Annotated in this window: 14 protein-coding genes and 5 pseudogenes; 13 read left to right on the forward strand and 6 right to left on the reverse strand. The window is 36.5% G+C overall.

Features of this window, described 5'->3' with window-relative positions:
• Window positions 1-149, reverse strand: a pseudogene (locus MOC86_RS13805) (IS6 family transposase); the annotation flags it as partial.
• 245 nt (window positions 150-394) lie between these two features.
• Here MOC86_RS13805 and MOC86_RS13810 point away from each other — a divergent pair.
• From MOC86_RS13810 to moaA, 3 genes are all read left to right on the forward strand, one after another.
• Window positions 395-1,468 carry a P-loop NTPase gene (locus MOC86_RS13810; RefSeq protein ID WP_419146646.1) on the forward strand — a complete coding sequence of 358 codons (1,074 nt, stop codon included), beginning with the start codon at window positions 395-397 and terminating at the stop codon, window positions 1,466-1,468.
• 59 nt (window positions 1,469-1,527) lie between these two features.
• Window positions 1,528-2,316: a formate dehydrogenase accessory sulfurtransferase FdhD gene (fdhD, locus tag MOC86_RS13815; RefSeq protein WP_268584678.1), complete on the forward strand. Its 789-nt coding sequence runs from the start codon at window positions 1,528-1,530 to the stop codon at window positions 2,314-2,316.
• 65 nt (window positions 2,317-2,381) lie between these two features.
• Window positions 2,382-3,398 carry a GTP 3',8-cyclase MoaA gene (moaA, locus tag MOC86_RS13820; protein WP_268584679.1) on the forward strand — a complete coding sequence of 339 codons (1,017 nt, stop codon included), beginning with the start codon at window positions 2,382-2,384 and terminating at the stop codon, window positions 3,396-3,398.
• Window positions 3,399-4,193: 795 nt separating this feature from the next.
• Here moaA and MOC86_RS13825 read toward each other — a convergent pair.
• Entirely contained in the window at window positions 4,194-4,412 is a 219-nt protein-coding gene (locus MOC86_RS13825; RefSeq protein ID WP_268584680.1) for a PCI domain-containing protein, read from the reverse strand.
• Window positions 4,413-4,684: 272 nt separating this feature from the next.
• On the opposite strand from MOC86_RS13825, the gene fdhF reads away from it, so the two are divergent.
• From fdhF to MOC86_RS13845, 4 genes are read left to right on the forward strand one after another with little or no spacing between them, the layout of a single operon-like run.
• Entirely contained in the window at window positions 4,685-7,666 is a 2,982-nt protein-coding gene (gene fdhF, locus MOC86_RS13830) for a formate dehydrogenase subunit alpha (protein WP_268584681.1), read from the forward strand.
• A complete protein-coding gene (locus tag MOC86_RS13835; protein WP_268584682.1) occupies window positions 7,641-8,138 on the forward strand; it encodes a DUF1641 domain-containing protein in 498 nt (165 codons plus the stop codon). The genes fdhF and MOC86_RS13835 overlap by 26 nt, the downstream gene beginning before the upstream one ends.
• A gap of 16 nt (window positions 8,139-8,154) precedes the next feature.
• The gene (locus MOC86_RS13840) at window positions 8,155-8,367 is read left to right on the forward strand and encodes a heavy-metal-associated domain-containing protein (protein ID WP_268584683.1); all 213 of its coding nucleotides are present in this window, start codon (window positions 8,155-8,157) and stop codon (window positions 8,365-8,367) included.
• A 44-nt stretch (window positions 8,368-8,411) separates the two neighbouring features.
• On the forward strand, window positions 8,412-8,555 hold the full coding sequence (locus tag MOC86_RS13845) for a hypothetical protein (protein WP_268584684.1): 144 nt from the start codon (window positions 8,412-8,414) through the stop codon (window positions 8,553-8,555).
• A gap of 443 nt (window positions 8,556-8,998) precedes the next feature.
• On the opposite strand, the gene MOC86_RS13850 is transcribed toward MOC86_RS13845, so the two are convergent.
• The gene (locus MOC86_RS13850; protein ID WP_268584685.1) at window positions 8,999-9,880 is read right to left on the reverse strand and encodes an NAD-dependent epimerase/dehydratase family protein; all 882 of its coding nucleotides are present in this window, start codon (window positions 9,878-9,880) and stop codon (window positions 8,999-9,001) included.
• 588 nt (window positions 9,881-10,468) lie between these two features.
• Between MOC86_RS13850 and MOC86_RS13855 the strand changes: the two are divergent.
• Window positions 10,469-11,893, forward strand: a pseudogene (locus MOC86_RS13855) (NAD-dependent succinate-semialdehyde dehydrogenase).
• Window positions 11,894-12,213: 320 nt separating this feature from the next.
• On the opposite strand, the gene MOC86_RS13860 reads toward MOC86_RS13855, so the two are convergent.
• Complete coding sequence (locus MOC86_RS13860) at window positions 12,214-12,402, reverse strand: hypothetical protein (protein WP_268584686.1); 189 nt, start codon at window positions 12,400-12,402, stop codon at window positions 12,214-12,216.
• Between the two features lie 91 nt (window positions 12,403-12,493).
• Between MOC86_RS13860 and MOC86_RS13865 the strand changes: the two are divergent.
• The 5 genes and pseudogenes from MOC86_RS13865 to MOC86_RS13885 form a co-directional block, all read left to right on the forward strand.
• Window positions 12,494-13,925, forward strand: a pseudogene (locus MOC86_RS13865) (IS4 family transposase).
• A 593-nt stretch (window positions 13,926-14,518) separates the two neighbouring features.
• Complete coding sequence (locus MOC86_RS13870) at window positions 14,519-15,646, forward strand: NADH:flavin oxidoreductase (RefSeq protein ID WP_268584687.1); 1,128 nt, start codon at window positions 14,519-14,521, stop codon at window positions 15,644-15,646.
• Between the two features lie 19 nt (window positions 15,647-15,665).
• Window positions 15,666-16,349: a type 1 glutamine amidotransferase domain-containing protein gene (locus tag MOC86_RS13875; protein ID WP_268584688.1), complete on the forward strand. Its 684-nt coding sequence runs from the start codon at window positions 15,666-15,668 to the stop codon at window positions 16,347-16,349.
• Between the two features lie 442 nt (window positions 16,350-16,791).
• On the forward strand, window positions 16,792-17,802 hold the full coding sequence (locus MOC86_RS13880) for an aldo/keto reductase (protein WP_268584689.1): 1,011 nt from the start codon (window positions 16,792-16,794) through the stop codon (window positions 17,800-17,802).
• 17 nt (window positions 17,803-17,819) lie between these two features.
• A pseudogene (locus MOC86_RS13885) lies at window positions 17,820-18,115 on the forward strand (SRPBCC family protein); the annotation flags it as partial.
• Between the two features lie 147 nt (window positions 18,116-18,262).
• Here the strand turns inward: MOC86_RS13885 and MOC86_RS13890 are convergent.
• Together MOC86_RS13890 and MOC86_RS13895 are read right to left on the reverse strand one after the other, a co-directional pair.
• Window positions 18,263-18,415: pseudogene (locus MOC86_RS13890) on the reverse strand (flagellin); the annotation flags it as partial.
• A 53-nt stretch (window positions 18,416-18,468) separates the two neighbouring features.
• On the reverse strand, window positions 18,469-18,692 hold a 224-nt coding region (locus tag MOC86_RS13895; protein ID WP_268584690.1), incomplete at its 5' end, for an HU family DNA-binding protein.

The following is an 18,692-nucleotide window of genomic DNA, read 5'->3' on the forward strand; positions in this document are numbered from 1 at the left end:
ATGGTTGTATGAGCAATGGATAAGCCTCGTTCCCCCATCATTTCCACCAAATCACGGAAACTTAGGTTGTACCGTAGGTACCATCTTACCGTTAATAAAATAATATCAGGCTGATAGTGCTTCCATTTGAACAAACTTTCCTTTTCCATACCGATCACACACCTTTTTTAGAGTAATAGTATCAGTATGTCCAAGATTTATAGACTATTTTCAAGTTAGTTGAAATTTTTGCACCAGAACCCAATTATGCTTATTATTTCAAATGGCTTAAGCCTTTATCTATAGCCTTAAAGCTATATGAATAACAAAAAAGGGAATTAAAAAAATGTTTTTTTTGAATATTTTTACAAATTGATTGACCATAATGAAAATGAAGTTACTAAATAAAAAAGGAATGAAATGTATGCTGACAAACGAAAAAGTTATGAAATCCCTAAAACATGTCAAAGATCCCGAATTGCATAAAAGTATCGTGGATTTAAACATGGTAAGAAATGTTAAGATTGATGGTACAAATGTTGAACTTGAAGTTGTCTTAACAATCCAGGGATGTCCTTTAAAAGCCAGGATTAAAGAGGATGTTGAAAATTCTCTTAAAGGTATCGGAGCCTCCAGTGTTTCATTAATCTTTGGCTCTATGACACCAGAAGAACGTGCTAAATTAACAAAAACTTTGAAAAAAAGTGCTACAACAGAGACTGGAATGCCCAACATGTTACGACTAGATTCAGGAGTTCAATTTATTGCTGTGACGAGTGGAAAAGGAGGAGTAGGAAAATCAACGGTTACCGTGAACCTTGCTACTGCTTTGGTTCGTATGGGAAAAAAGGTAGGTATTTTAGATGCTGATATTTACGGATTTAGTATTCCAGCAATGATGGAAGTGAAACAAAAACCAACCATGATTGATAAAACTGTTATCCCAGTAGTAAGTCACGGTGTTAAAGTTATGTCTATGGGTTTCTTTACAGATAATAACAATCCGGTTATGTGGAGAGGACCGATGCTAAATAAATGGATTAAAAATTTCCTTGCGAATACACATTGGGGAGAACTAGATTATCTTCTTCTTGATTTACCTCCTGGTACAGGAGATGTAGCGATTGATGTAGCCGCCATGATTCCTCAATCAAGGGAAATTATCGTCACGACTCCTCATAATGTCGCTTCTTTTGTTGCTTCCAGAGCAGGGGCCATGGCTAAACATACTAAACATGAAGTTCTAGGTATTGTGGAGAATATGTCTTATTATGAAGAACAAGATGGTTCAAGAAACTACCTTTTTGGAAAAGGTGGCGGTGATATGTTAGCTCAACAGATAGAGGCTGAAGTTATTGCAAGAATTCCTTTTGCAAAGCGAGAGGAAAATAAAAATTCAAATGTATATGATGAAGATTCACTTACTGGAGAAATGTTTACGTCTTTAGCTCAAGACCTCGTTCATAGAGAACAAATCCTAAAACATTGATTCTGTATCATATTTTAGAATTCTTTAATAGAAATATACCTTAAAGGATGAGTTATTATATGAAACCAACGGTGGGGAAAAGGGAGATTCTGAAATTTGCGAATGGGCATATTGAAAGTGCTGAGGATGTAATTGTTACAGAGTTTCCCGTTACAGTAAAAATTAATGAACAAGAATTTGTTACAATGGTCTGTACACCAGAATACATTGAAGATATGGTCATCGGCTACTTAGCATCTGAAGGAATTATAAGGGAATATGAGGAGATTAAAGATATTTGGTTTCAAGAAAAAGAAGGATATGTACATGTAGAAGTAGATAAGCTAAATCCTTATTATCAAAATTTCCAGAACAAGCGTTACATTACATCTTGCTGTGGAATGAGTAGACAAGGGTTTGTTTTTGTTAATGATGCATTAACTGCTAAAAAGATGAATGAAATCCGAGTTAAAATATCTGCGGATAATTGTCTACGTTTGATGAAAAATTTACAAGATTCAGCTACTACTTTCCAGAGTACAGGAGGGGTTCATAACGCCGCCTTATGTGATGTGGAAGATTTCATGCTAAGTCGCATGGATATAGGAAGGCATAATGCTCTGGATAAAATATATGGATATTGCTTGAAAAATGATATCCCGATTGGAAATAAGATTATTGTCTTTAGTGGACGGATATCTTCAGAAATTCTATTAAAAGTAGCTAAAATTGGTTGTGAAATAGTTCTTTCAAAATCTGCTCCTACTGAATTAGCGTTAGAGTTAGCTGAAGGGCTAGGAATTACGACAGTAGGTTTTATTCGAAATCAATCTTTTAATATTTATACATGTCCGGAACGAATTTTATAAAAAGAGTAAAGAATAATCTGCAGTTAATGTTAATTTTCTATCTTATGAAGGAGGAGGGTAAGAATATGGAAGATGGTATTTTAGATAAATTACAACGCCCATTAAAGGATTTGCGTTTATCTGTAACAGATCGTTGTAATTTTCGCTGTCGCTATTGCATGCCTGAAGAAATCTTTGGTCCTAATTATCCCTTTTTAGCTTCCGATAAAATTCTATCTTTTGATGAGATGGAGCGTTTAACCCGTATATTTGTTTCTTTAGGTGTTAGAAAAATACGTATTACCGGAGGAGAACCTCTACTGCGCAAGGATCTTCCTGAATTGATTCATCGTTTGAATTTAATTAATGGGGTGGAAGATATTGCTATTACGACGAATGGATCTCTTCTTAAAAAGTTTGCCCCTCTGTTATTTGATGCTGGGTTAAGACGGGTGACAGTCAGTCTGGACTCTTTAGATGATGAACGTTTCAATCAGTTAAATGGAAAAAAAAGCAAAGTATCGGCGGTTTTAGAAGGAATTCAGGTAGCTTCTGAAGCAGGGTTAAAAGTGAAAGTGAATATGGTTGTTCAAAAAGGAAAAAACGATCAAGATATCGTTCCAATGGCAAGATATTTTAAAGAAAATAAACATACCCTTCGCTTTATTGAGTATATGGATGTAGGAAATTCAAACGGTTGGAGAATGGCAGAAGTAACGACCAAACAAGAGATTTTGAATCGAATTAGAGAAGTAATGCCACTTGAACAAATTAAGCCAAATTATATAGGAGAAGTGGCAACTAGGTATCGATATATAGACAGTGATCAAGAAATTGGAATTATTTCATCCGTTACCGATTCTTTTTGTTCGACCTGTTCAAGAGCTCGAATTTCTGCTGAAGGGAAATTATATACATGTTTATTTGCATCAAAAGGATATGATCTTCGTCATTTGCTTCGTTCAGAAGAATCGGAGGATGTGATTACTAACAAAATTACTGACATTTGGAATCATCGTAAGGATCGATATTCTGATGAACGAGCAAATGGTAATAGTCTAGTAAATAGTTCAAAGGTAGAAATGTCGCATATTGGCGGTTGAAATTATCAACATAGTGATTAAGATTTATTATGTTTCTTTATTGATTTTAATAGTTAAAATGTATTTTATCATAGAAATATAATACTAATGAAGAAACAATATCCGTTTCATTTTCATTTATCTAATGTTTCTATTTTGTGCAAATAGTTAAAAACCATAATTTTAATAAAGAAATGATTTCAGAAAAACAGGCTGACTTACAAAGTATATTTATAAATCGTGTAAGTTAGTCCTATTTTCTGGGGGCATATTTTATCATAGATATTTCTTTATTCAAAAAATCCCCACACAATAACCTATTTGATTATCTGAGCATACCAAGGAGACAAACGATGAGCAATTTTTTACACTGATATGAAAAAGGAAGACCTAATATTGTAAATGTCCCCTTAAAAAGAATTACAACACAGACAGCTATTGCCCAAAGCACCATTTCTTTATCAAATGAACTATCCGAAGCAATTGAAAACGAATTAATAGAATCGATAAAAAAGAGAATCCTCTTCAAGTAGGCCAGATTTCTATTTAAACTTATAGTATTAAACCCTAAACGGTCTATATATTTTTTTATATTCATAACAAAGAGGATCATTATCTATAAGGGGGGCTTATCTATATGTATGCTATATATCTATACGCAAATCCACGACGTTATTTTCAAAACTCCCACGACTTCTTTTTCTTTTCTTCACTCGCTGCAATAAGTTTTTGAGTTTCTTACCTTCCTCTAACATTATCTAAAAGCTTCCGATCCTTGTTCTCTAATTTCTTTGAAATGTATTCATCTCATCTTTTTCATGGTAATAAATATATTTCATAATTTGGTGGATCAGTCAACTTTGACTTATTTAAACGCCCTTCGTTGATTAATTCCTGTAACATTTTTTCAACATCCTCAGGCTTTACACCGAATAAATCAGCAATCTTTACGGTAGAGAGGGCTGTGTATTTAGGTTTTTTAGCTGAAGAAATAATCATATTATGTATACGCTGATATAATATTTCCTTTTCCACTTTTTCGGACCTTCCTTCTTACTAATTTCAAAAATCAAAAATGACGTGATAGATAAACATTTATAAGATTACCCTTTTATAGTTTTTCTTATGCTTTTCTGATGTACAAATTATTGAATACGATTTTTGTTCGATTTTCAACATGCAGTGGCAAATGTGTTTATTATTATTGTATTTATTGGAAATACTACAGGAGGAAGGTTGGTTGCAAGAGCAGCTTATTAGCAATCCTAAAAGATTACATAAACACGGATTAAAAAGGAGGTAAATGCATGAAAGAATCTTCATTTTCGATTCAAATTAATGGAAAGGAATACATAGCTTATCCTGAACAAACGATTTTAGAAGTGGCCCAAGCAAATAAATCGTATATCCCAAGTATTTGCTATCATCCAAACTTAGGAACCATTCAGACTTGTGATACATGTTTTGTCAATGTCGAAGGTAAAATGGTACGTGCCTGTGCAACAAAAGCAGAAGCTGGTATGAGCATTGATACGCTTTCCAAACCTGTGAAAGATGCTCAATATGAAGCAATGTCAAGAATCTTAAAAAATCATGAACTATACTGTACAGTCTGTGATAATAACAATGGAAATTGTGTTGTTCACAATACAGCAGAATATCTTGAGATCGAGCATCAAAAATATAAATTTGAGGCCAAGCCTTACCCTCCAGATAATTCACATCCTTTTTATCGATATGAGCCAGATCAATGTATTTTATGTGGAAGATGCGTTGAGGCTTGTCAAGATTTGCAGGTAAATGAAACATTAACTATTGATTGGGAACGTGAAAAACCTCGGGTCATCTGGGACAATGATGTACCTATAGATCAATCATCTTGTGTTTCGTGTGGACACTGTGTAACAGTTTGTCCTTGTAATGCTTTAATGGAAAAGTCGATGTTAGGAGAAGCAGGTTATTTAACATCTATTCCTCCTAATGTGTTAGAACCAATGATTGATTTAACCAAGGAAGTTGAACCAGGATACAAAGAAATATTTGCAATTTCAGAAGTGGAAGCAGCTATGCGAAAAGCCAGAATCAAACGTACAAAAACAGTTTGTACTTACTGTGGAGTTGGTTGCAGTTTTGAAGTATGGACAAAAGATCGTCAAATCTTAAAAATTGAACCTCAAGAACATTCACCAGTTAATGGGATTTCAACGTGTGTAAAAGGAAAATGGGGCTGGGACTATGTAAATAGTGAGGAGCGTTTAACAAAGCCATTAATCCGTAAAGGTGAAGAATTTATCGAATCAACATGGGAGGAGGCCCTAACTTTAATTGCTTCGAAGCTAACAGGTATAAAAGAGCAACATGGTCCTGATTCTATCGGTTACATTGCTTCGTCCAAATGCTCAAATGAGGAGAATTTCCTATTCCAAAAATTTGCCCGCGCTATCATGGGAACAAACAATGTAGATAATTGTTCAAGATATTGTCAATCTCCTGCAACAGCAGGGCTCTTGCGTACAGTCGGAATCGGCGGAGATTCCGGAACAATAAGAGACATTGAGAAAACAGAATTGGTTATCGTAATTGGTGCTAATCCTGCGGAATCCCATCCTGTGCTAGCAACTCGTATTAAACGAGCTCATAAACTTCATGGACAGAAACTAATCGTTGCAGACTTACGAAAGAATGAATTAGCAGAGCGAGCAAATCTCTTTATTCATCCAAAGCCTAGTACGGACCTTATCTGGTTATCAGCCGTAACAAAATACATTTTAGATCAAGGGTGGGAAGATAAAGAGTTCTTAAAAAATCGAGTGAATGGGCTTGAGAGCTATATTCAATCTCTGGATAAATTTACATTAGACTATGCAGAAGAAATGACAGGATTAACAAAGGATGAAATCATTGAGTTGGCAACTATGATTCATGAAGCCAAGTCAGCCTGTATATTATGGGCCATGGGTGTTACTCAGCATATGGGAGCAACGGATACGAGTACAGCAATCTCAAATTTACTTCTAATCACAGGAAATTATGGCCGAACAGGAACAGGTGCCTACCCGCTTAGAGGGCATAATAACGTTCAAGGAGCTTGTGATTTCGGTACAATGCCTACATGGTTCCCAGGATATGAACCTATTCAAGACGAGCAGGTTAGAAAACGTTATGAAAAGGCATGGGGCGTTCCTTTGCCAAAGGATCCTGGAATGGATAATCATCAAATGCTTGAAGGTGTTAAGAAAGGAAAACTAAAGGCGTTGTATTTATTTGGTGAAGATATGGCGTTTGTAGATTCTAACATAAATTTTGTGGATTCTATGCTCGAAAATTTAGATTTTTTTGTTGTCCAGGACGTGTTCTTTAGTAAAACAGCACAATTCGCTGATGTTATTTTGCCTGCAGCTCCGAGTCTGGAGAAAGACGGTACGTTTGTAAACACAGAACGCCGAATTCAAAGGTTTTATCAAGTACTTGAACCACTCGGAGACTCAAAACCAGATTGGCTTATCTTCCAAGAGCTTGCTAATTATCTTGGAGCAAACTGGAATTATCAGCATCCAAGCGAAATTATGGATGAGGCAGCGAGTCTTGCTGGCTATTTTGCTGGGGTGAGTTATGAAAGACTAGAAGGATTTAATAGTCAAGTTTGGCCAGTTGCCAAAGATGGAACAGATTCTCCTCTTCTTTTCAAAGAAAGGTTCGCTTTTACAGATGGCAAGGCACGACTCGCTCCAGTTGACTGGACTCCTCCTTATGAAGCGGGAGATGAATATGATTTACATTTAAATAATGGTCGATTGTTAGAACATTTCCATGAAGGAAATATGACGTATAAGTCTGAAGGGCTTACACATAAAGTTCCCCACCCTTGGCTTGAAATATCACTTGAGGTGGCGAAGGAACGAGGGATTGAAGACGGTTCTTTAGTTCGCTTAACCTCTCCTTATGGTCAGGTTAAAGTAAGAGCAATAGTCACAGATCGTGTAACAGGAGATGAATTGTACTTAACAATGAATACACGAGAAGATGAGGAAGCAGTTAACCGCCTAACAAGTAGTTACCATGATTCCGTTACCCACACACCAAACTATAAGGAAATGAGTGTGAAAATGGAAATATTAGAAGAAAAGGGCGAACCACCGTTACCAAAAGTAAATCACCGATTTGGAAACCGTATGCCTCAAATTAGTGTGAGAGTAGAAGAGAAATGGAAGCGGGATGACTTTACTCCAATTACAGAATTATTCCAAGCAGGAGGTGATGATTTTGGCGAAAGCAATCAAGCAAATTAGAAAAGAAACTCCAAACCGTCAAGAAGAACAATCAAAAGCAATCACAGATATTATGGCAGCACTGGCAGACAACAAGGAAGCCATTATGGCGACAATCGGAATCGTAAAGCAACTCCATGAGATGGGTGTTTTGAATGCGTTGAATGGGTTACTAGAGAAACGTGTTGATGTAGGAGTGATTGCTGTTCAACAGCTTAATCAGCCTAATATGCATAATACAATCAAAAATGGAATGAATACGTTTAACTTCCTTGGCCAATTGAATCCTGATCAGCTACAAACAATACTAAAGGGAGTGAGTCATGGCCTAGAGAAATCAGCAGAGAATATAGATAAAAATGAAAAAGTGAGCTTATGGAAACTTGGAAATAGTATTCGAAACCCAGAAATAAGAACCTCATTGACAACTATGTTGGGCTTTTTAGAGGGGATGGGAGAGGCATTCCAAGGAGATAAGCGAGAGTTACACTAAAAAGGAGAATTTTAAAGTGGAAAATGGATTTCTTAAAATAGAAGGTATGAGAGATGAGAATGATGTTAATAAAGTTCTTCATGCACTAAATGAAGTTTGGGGTGTAAGTAGAGTTGAAGTAAGCTTAGCAAACAGGATGGTTACTTTTAGCTACGATGAGAAAGCGGCCTCTCAAGATGATTTTCTACAGGCTGTGAAGGATACGGGATTGATTTTCAATGAAAAGTAGCTATCTTCATTGAAAATCAATCCTAATATTAAGGAGAAAAGACAATGAGAGTATGTGAAGTATGTGGTTTTGAAGAGAAATTAAATCAAGAAGATCATAATCAAGAACAAATAAGAACTCTTCATTTATGTGAAGCCTGTAGAACAGAGCGTAGTTTCGAATCCGGATTCTTTTTTGATCGAAAGTAATGATTATAGTGAACAACTAGGGTGACATAATAGGTGTATAAAAACCAAATGGGTCACCCTTCCATTTTTCTGAAATGCAACTTTCTAAGGCATCTTTTCTCTTTTTAAATTATTTTGGTACTATCTTTTTATGTGCATGCTTACATGGTAATCTCTATAATATAAAGGACCAAAAAATAAATTAAAAAAATATTTTTGCACCAGAACCGTAGAAGCTAAGATAGTTGCTAAAAATGGAGTATCTAAATTCATTATTAAGGATGAAGCTGTTCTATAAGGTAAAAGAGAAATCTAAACTTTCTAAAGACTATAGTATTGACTTGCCTATAGGTATAACTCAAAATGGATTGGTTCCCATAATAGATATTATAGACAGTAAAAAGCTTGGAAGATAATATCCAAGCTTTTTTTTGTTAATTAAATACAGTTACCTATTTAATCATTTATTCTTTATGATTTGCAATTTTTACAGCCAATGGTGCCAGCCAGTCATGTAGATTAGTAAAGCGAAACCCTCTATTTTTCGCTTTTTCATTTGTCATGTACCACGAATCAGGAATAGAATATGGAGAACACATTTCATCATTTTCTACTAAAGAGATGTTTGCAGATTGGCCTGTCGCTTCTTCAACTATTTTCATCAAATCAGATAATGATATTTTTCCATTTGCTGTTGCATTATATGGGCCTTCAATTTCTTCTAATCCAGCCCATCTTAAAAATAGAGCTGCCTCAGATGCTTGGATAAATGACATTTCTGCATCCATATTTATAAATCCAATGGGCATTTTATTTGCTACCCGTTCAATGTGGAAATGAAAACGACGTGTATAATCATCTTCTCCCATTACAATGGGGAAACGAACGGCTACAACAGGGAATTTCGCATATTTATAGAAAACAGCCTCAGCTTGACGTTTTCCTTCTCCGTAAGTAAAGTCCTCCCTATCTCCCATCTGAATCTCATAGTTATAGGGATTAAAATCATCTTCGCTCTTTTCTTTTCCATCTGCTTCATAGGTAGCCAGTGTGGATGTAAATACAAGTTTACCAATTTTGTCATTAAATACTTCACAAAATGAATAAGCATCATTTGGAGAATAACAAATATTGTCGTAAACAATATCAAACATACGTCCTTCAACTTTCTTTGATAATTCTTCCTGATTTAGACGATCACCTATAATATGTTCTACTCTATCACCAAATGGATTGCTCGATTGTCCACGAGTCATAATCGTAACATTATGTCCATCTTTAATTAATAACTCAACTAATTTACGACCAAAGAAACGCGTACCACCTAGTACTAAAATATCCTTCATTTGTTAGTCCCCTTACTATACTTTGATGTATCAAAGATTTAAATTTTACGGTCTTTTTGTATCATTTTACCATAACTATTACTTATTAAGTTTTGATCCTATATATAAGACTAATTAACATAATGTTCATTACAGGTAGTAAAACAAAAACGGAACTTAGTAAAGGTACCGTTTTTGTTTTATGTATTTCTTAGTTAAAATCCTTCTCAATACCATTACCTGCAACGACAAAATGGAAACTCTCTTTACCACGAGTAAAGAATCTCCAAAACTCACTGTATTCATCATCCTCTGAAATATCCGGAAACACGTTTAATGTAAAGCCATTAGACAAAACTGGGAAGAAGAAAATTTACCACTGATAAATTACTCCCATTAGAACCAAAATAGTACTACTGAATGGCTTAAGCTTTTTGTTTTGGCCGTTTCGAGAAAAGACTCAAGCCATCTGTTTTCATATTTATCACCCATAACCTTTAGCTATACCCATAGTACAGAAGGGAAGTACTCATAAAGCAATGAAGATGCTAGTGTATATAGTGTAGTTAACACAGCGCAAAGAAATTCATACAACTAGGAGGATTAATCATGTATCCAAACAAACTATATATTAACGGTGAATGGACAACGACAGAAGAAAAAATTGAAGTCGTGAATCCCGCAACAAAAGAAATAATCGGACACATTCCGAAAGCAGGAGCAAACGAAGCAGCCGCAGCTGCTGATGCAGCCTCTGCAGCGTTTAAAACATGGTCTAAAAAAACAGCTCAAGAACGCAGTGCTATTTTAATGAGATGGCACCAGCTGATTGAAAATCATAAGAATGAATAAGCAGAAATTATGACAATAGAACAAGGCAAACCTTTGGCCGAAGCTAAAAATGAAATTCAATATGGCAATGATTATATTGCTTGGTTTGCTGAAGAAGGAAAACGCGTATACGGTGAAACGATTCCAGCGCATCATGCCCATAAACGTATCATGGTTAAAAAACAACCTGTTGGCGTCGTAGCAGCGATTACACCTTGGAATTTCCCTGCAGCAATGATTACGCGTAAAGTTGCGCCAGCTCTTGCAGCGGGATGTACAATTGTTTTAAAACCATCTGAGGAAACACCATTTACAGCATTCCGTCTAGTAGAGCTTGCAGAAGAAGCAGGCGTACCACAAGGCGTTATTAACGTCGTGACTGGAGATGCGGCTGCAATTGGAGACACGTGGCAAAAAGATGGGCGCATCCGTAAGCTAACATTTACGGGATCAACAGAGGTTGGGAAACATCTCATGCGCGGTGCTGCTGATACAGTGAAAAAATTAGCGCTGGAATTAGGCGGTCACGCACCGTTTATCGTAACAGAAAATGCAAATTTAGATGAAGCTGTAAAGGGTGTAATAGCTTCTAAGTTTATCAACGCAGGTCAAACATGCATCTGTACAAACCGCGTATATGTACAAGAGTCCATTGCAGCTGCTTTCGTTGAAAAATTTGCAGCAAAAGCAGCAGAATTAAGAGTAGGAAACGGATTAGAAGAAGGTACACAAGTTGGACCGTTAATTAACCAAAAATCGGTTGAAAAAGTAGAAACACAAATTGCCGATGCTAAAAATAAAGGTGCCAAAGTCGTAATTGGCGGACAATCTATAACAACGAAAGATGGTTTCTTTATGGAGCCGACAATTATCACAAATGTAACAGATGACATGAGCTGCATGTTTGAAGAGACATTTGGGCCATTGGCACCTGTAGCAACATTTAAAACAGTAGAAGAAGCAGTAGAACGAGCAAACAATAGCCCTTATGGTCTAGCTGCTTACGTATTTACAGAAAACATTAAAGAGGCAACTTTTGTATCTGAAGAATTAGAATACGGAGTTGTAGGAGTGAATGATGGCTCTCCATCTGCAGCTGAGGCACCGTTTGGCGGTTTTAAAGAAAGTGGTCTTGGACGTGAAGGAAGTCACTACGGAATTGAAGACTACTTAGAAGTAAAATATATTTCAATAGGGCTTTAATCATAAAAAAACATGTAAAGAAAATTTGAAATAATGATTTTTTAACGCAATTAATTGCATTTCTAGAATGTCTGTGTAAGAATAAACATTCCAATTCATAGACAATCAGCTCTATGATTGATATCTCACTTTTTATAATGACATTTTTAATACTAACTTTTAAACCAATAAATTCTTCATACTTCTCTGCTTTCCGTGTATCCCAAGTTAAATTTTTTAATGCTCTAGCAATAAGATTATTAAAAGGATAAACATGTAACTTAATATCGTTATTTAAGCCTTCTAATTCTGCATATCCTTTTACTCAAAATCCGATTTATTTAAAGCATTACATCACCACTATTTGGGCCAAGTGTTTGACCAGTGTAAATATTTCCATCTGGTTCAGCTGCTAAAAAAACTGATGTCGGAGCAACTTCATATGTTTTTCCAAATTGTGGAATGGCTAGTTCTGCTTTTTTATTATTCTTCCAATTTTTGTCGATTTCTGCTACTAGGGGTCCCAGCACATGCCCATCAAGCTAACAAAATAGACTATCCCCAAAACGAAAAAAAACGTTATGCTTTCTGTAGAATTATAGGAAAGGATGGCGTTTTTTCGTGAATTTGTCGATAGTTTCAGAGGAGCTACATTTCTTTTCCCAAGAACTTCAAAGATATTTGTCTCCCGATGCTCTTCAGCATCTAGCGAAGGAAGTCGGATTTGTTCAACGTACAAGTAAATATTGAGCCCAAGAGTTAGTCGCTCTATGTGTTTGGTTCAGTCAACAAGTGGCGAGTACTTCACTCGCTCAATTATACAGTCGTTTAGAAGCCTCTACCAACGTTTTAATGAGTCCTGAAGGACTTAATCAACGGTTAAATGCGGCAGCTGTCCGATTCCTGCAACGTCTACTTGCTTCTTTACTTACTCAAAAGCTCTACACAGCTCAAATGCTTCCTCATGGTTACACTTCCCAATTTCAACGAATTCGCATTCTTGACTCCACCACGTTTCAACTTCCTGATGTTTTTGCTTCTACCTATCAAGGATCCGGGGGGAGTAGCCATACCTCAGGAGTCAAAATTCAATTAGAATATGAGCTTTCGAGTGGTCAATTTCTACATGTTCATTCAGGACCAGGAAAACAAAATGATCGAACTTACGGTTCTACGTGTTTACAAACCGTTCAAGCCATGGATTTATGTATACGAGATTTAGGCTATTTTGATTTGAAGGATCTCTATTAAATCCAAGAGAAAGACGCATTTTACATCTCCCGTTTAAAGGTGAATACACGTATTTATCAAAAAATCCAGAGCCGGAATACTTCAAAGATGGACAAATGAAGAAACAGTCCGAATACATACAGCTAGATATGGAAAAGATCATGAATCAATTACAACCTGGTCAAACTTATGAGATTTCAGAAGCTTATGTTGGGTTATACCAAAAGCTTCCGACTCGAGTCATTCTCCATCGACTCACGGAAGAACAAACGCAAACACGATGGAAATCTCAAGCTGTAAAGGAGAAAAGAAAGGGATTGTATATAAGGAACAAAGTAAACGATTGAGTGCAATGAATGCTTACATCACCAATCTGTCAGGGGAAGAGGTTCTGATGGAACACATACATCCCCTTTATTCACTACGTTGGCAGATTGAGATCCTTTTTAAAACATGGAAATCCTGTTTTGGTATTCAACACTGTAAAGAAATGAAACGAGAACGGTTAGAATGTCATCTGTACGGTCAGCTCATTGGCATCTTACTGTGTTCCTCTACGATGTTTCAGATGAGGCAGTTACTTCTCATCAAAAAGAAACAAGAACTTAGCGAATATAAAGCCATGTATATGATTCAAGATTATTTTCCACTTTTCTTTCGAACGATACAAAAAAGCACCCAAGAGCTATCAAAGATCCTCCTTCGCCTGTTTGACCTCCTACAGAAAAACGGGCGAAAATCTCACCGATATGAAAAGAAAACGGTCTTTGATATATTGGGTGTTGTCTATGAGTATACCATCCGTCACCAAAAAGCTGCATAGGATTTTAAAAAAATAGCCTGTTTCAGGCTTATTTGGTCTGCCCATTTTGAGAAGCATAAGCTCTTTTTATATAAAAAGGGGAGCTATTCTATCATTTACTTACCTTAGCTTGATGGGCATGTGCCAGGACCCCAATATGTATAGAGTTATACAGTTATAAAGAGAAAAAAGACTACCTCTGGAAAAACAGCGAGAAGGGTGAGAGGTAGTCTTTTTTACATCAATTTGCTTATACAGAATTGGGGTATATTGAGGCCTAACGGCATCTTTTGTATTTTGCTCAATATATGGGATTTTATACACTTCTTGTAATGGGTGTTATGTTAACTGGAAATTTACATATTATAAAGCAAAACAGAACCTCTAACAAGAAAGCTCTGTTTATTAAGATAATAGTTTCCTTTGTCGAGGATATTTTGCACCGGAACTTTTTTTTAGACAAAGTTAATATTGGGTATATAATTCTAAATAGCTCCAAATTACCTCGAAATTAAATATATTTAAATGAAAGTAAAATGCCTTTTTGAGGTTAATTTATCAAGGACTGTAAATAATAAAACCGTGGTTTTTTATAGTGAAAGGAGACTTTAAAATTGACTTCCATTTTATTTAATAAAGTAAAACTAGGAAACATGCATTTAAATAATCGTGTAGGGTTAGCTCCCATGACACGAACTAGTGCCACATCAGAAGGTTCTGCAACTGATCAAATGGTTTCTTACTATTCCAAATTTGCTAGTGGAGGATTCGGTCTAATCATTACAGAAGGTACATATCCAGACAAAAAATATAGTCAAGGTTACCTTAATCAGCCAGGAATCGTGGACGATGACCAAGTACAAGCATGGAAAAAGGTAACAGATGCCGTTCATAAAGAAGGGGGCAAAATTATTGTCCAATTAATGCATGGTGGTGCCTTATCGCAAGGAAATCGTTTTACAAAAGAAACATTAGCCCCATCTGTAGTTCAACCAAAAGGTGAGCAAATGAAATTCTATGGGGGTGAGGGAACATTCTCAGTACCAAAGGAAGCAACAAAGGAGGATATTACAGAAGTCATTCAAGGTTTCGTGGAAGCTTCAAAGAGGGCTAAAACGGCTGGTTTTGATGGAATTGAGATCCATGGAGCCAATGGCTACATTCTTGACCAATTTCTAACTGATTACACAAATCAGCGTACAGATGAATACGGTGGTTCAACAGAAAACCGTGTTCGTTTACTAGTCGAAGTATCAAAAGCAGTTCGAGAAGCAGTAGGACAGGATTACACGATAGGTATTCGGATTTCTCAAGGCAAGGTCAATGACTTCTATCATAAGTGGGCGGATAAAGAAAAAGATGCTGAAATAATTTTTGGTCAACTAGGAAAAGCAGGTCTTGACTATATTCATGTAACGGAATATGAAGCATGGCAACCCGCATTCTCAGAAGGAGAAGGAACGAAAGCTACTGATTCAGCTTTTGGTGAAGGTGGTCCAACATTTGCAGCACTAGCTAAAAAATATGGAAAATTACCTGTTATTGCAAATGGAAATCTCCATGAGCCAGAAAAGGCAAAACAAATTATTGAAGATGGTGATGCAGATATGGTTACTATAGGCCGTGGGGCATTAGCAAATGGTGACTGGGTAAATAAAGTAAAAGAAGGCAAATCTTTAGAGGAATTTGTACCAGAGAAAGTTTTAAGTCCAAATGCAAAAATAAAAGATTTTGAAGTATGAAAAGAAAGGAACGGTAAAAATGGCAAAAGTTTTAGCTGTCTTATCAAGTGGTTACAAAGATGAGAATAATAAATATGAGACTGGTTGGTGGGGAGAAGAACTCTTTGCTCCTCTAGAAGCGCTAGAGAAAGCAGGTCATGAGGTAGAACTTGCTTCTCCATTAGGTGGGAAGCCAACGGTTGATCAGACAAGTTTTTTACCCGAATATGACCCAGAAGGAACGTATAAGGCATTATATGAATCAGGAAGAGCAGACGAAACACATAAGCTTTCTGAGACTAATCCAAATGAATATGATGTCGTCTTAATCGTTGGTGGTCATGGAGCTATGTATGATTTAGCAAAAGATGAAGACCTACATCGCATTATTAATACTGTTTATAATAATGGAGGAATCATTTCTGCTGAATGCCATGGGCCCGCCCCATTGATTTGGACCATACGACCAGATGGGAAAAGCATTATTGCTGATAAGAAGGTAACAGGATATCCAGATGAAATTGAGCCAGAGGGCTTATTAGATATCCTGCCATTTAGCCTTGAACAAGAAATTACGAAAATTTCCAAATACGATAAAGGTGATTTGACAAAAAAAGCACATGCTGTATGGGCTGATGATCAAATCGTTACTAGCCGTGATCCATTTTCTTCTGAACTAATGGGTGAAGAATTAGTTGAAGTACTTAGAAAGAAAAATATATAAAGGAAGGAAAGGTGAATTTTTCCTTCCTCTTGAAGATCTTTTTCCGCGCCCATAAGTAACATTGTACTGACTGATTTATCATGGATACCCTCTAATTAAAATGAGATATCACTCTTATTACAACTTATATAGGTCAAAAAACTGAAAGGTTACTTTTTAGTACCTATAGCACTTTAAAGTACGTACTTTTTATATTGTTGAATATGTTTCATAATAGCATATGTCAGAGGGGAATTAGTAATACAGTATTAAAAAAGTACCTCTGTTGCTTTTTAGTATCTATCGTACTTTAAAGTGAATACTTTTTTGCTTGTTTAAATGCTTTACAACGTATTTTGTCAGATGATGAAATGTCATTTATTGATTTGATCAGTCATTGATTTTCACCTCAATTCATAGTGATCAATCATTTTAAAAAGTAAATTTTAGGAGGACATCTTAAATGAGAAATATACTGCAAGGAAAACTAGGCTTTGGTACGGCGCCACTAGGTAATATGTACCGTAATATCCCAGAAGAAGAAGCGATTGCAACTGTAGACGCGGCTTGGGAAAGTGGCATTCGTTACTTTGATACAGCCCCACTTTATGGATCTGCCTTAGCAGAGATGCGGCTTGGTGAAGCACTGTCGAAAAGAAATCGCAACGATTATGTTTTAAGTACAAAAGTAGGTCGAATTATTTCGGATGAATTGGAAGATCCATCTACACGTGATTTAGGAGAAAAAGGAGGACTTTTCGAATTCGGCCATAAGAATAAAGTCATCAATGACTACAGCGCGGATGCAACTCTTCGCTCTATCGAGGATAGTTTGAAACGTTTAAAAACAGATCGTATAGATTTTGTATATATTCATGACGTAGCGCAGGACTTTTATGGTGATAAATGGATTTCGCAGTTTGAAGCTGCACGTACAGGGGCATTCCGTGCACTTACACGTTTACGTGAAGAAGGAGTCATTAAAGGTTGGGGACTTGGAGTAAACCGAGTAGAACCGATTGAACTCATGCTCGAATTGGAAGAAGTAAAGCCAGATGTATCCTTGCTGGCTGGTCGTTACACATTATTGGATCATGAGCGTGCGCTGCAACGGGTCATGCCTGCAGCTAAAAAACATAATATGGATATTGTCGTGGGTGGTCCATATAGCTCAGGTATTCTTGCTGGGGGTACTCACTTCGAATATCAAAAAGCGTCCCCAGAAATTATTGCAAAAGTAGAGAAAATCAAAAAGATGGCGGATCGACATCAAATTAGCATTAAAGCTGCTGCTTTACAATTTTCACTGGCTAACCCGGCCGTTGCTGCTGTTATTCCTGGTGCTAGTCGCCCAGAACGTATTACAGAAGACAAAGCTGCATTGAACACAGTAATCCCGGCAGCATTCTGGGAAGAAATGCGTGAACAAAAACTGGTAGCATCTCATGCACCACTACCAATCAACGTTAAATAAAAAGGAGTATAAAGAATATGGCACATGCTATTGCATCTTTAAAATTCTTGCCACACCTGATCAGGTATGGCAATTAATCGGAGGATTTGACTCACTTCCAGACTGGTTACCGTACATCCCTAGCAATAAAGTAAGTGAAGGTGGATGTGTACGTTATTTGGCTAATCCGGATGGCGATGCAATTGTAGAGCGTTTAGGGGTATTCAATAATAAGGAGCGCTACTACACCTATTCAATTATGGAGGCCCCATTTCCGGTTACTAATTATCTAGCTACTATCCATGTTAAAGAGGATACTGATGGTGAACCCTCCTTTTTTATTCCCAGAACCAACATTATGTTAACTAGAATCACCTCAAAGAGTTAAAAAAGAAAAACATCCTTCTAATTCGAGATCATAAGTCTCTAAAAAATTATAAGAAATATAAAAGGCACCCCTTTAAGGAGTGCCTTATTTGTTTTATCGAAACATTTGAAGTACGTTTTGTGGCTGTTTATTTACTTGCTTAAGCATTGCTTGAGATGCTTGAGCAAGGATAGAGTGCTTTGTTTGCTCCATCATTTCTTTCGCCATGTCAACGTCACGAATACAAGACTCTGAAGCTGTTAAGTTTTCACAAGTCGTTGTTTAACCTTAGTATCTCAAGGTTAAAGCATACGAGGAGTTTATTTTACAGCTTCTTTCAATTCTTTTCCTGGTTTAAAAGCAGGAACTTTTGAAGCAGCAATCTGCATTTCTTCACCGGTTTGAGGGTTACGGCCTGTTCGCGCCGCACGCTCACGCACTTCAAATGTTCCAAATCTAATCAATTGAATTTTCTCTTCTTTTGAAAGAGTGTCAGAAATGGTTTTAAATAATGCATCTACAGCCTTTGCAGCATCCTGCTTTG

It is taken from the genome of Priestia endophytica (assembly GCF_026790145.1).
GTDB classification, from domain to species: Bacteria; Bacillota; Bacilli; order Bacillales; family Bacillaceae_H; genus Bacillus_I; species Bacillus_I endophytica_A.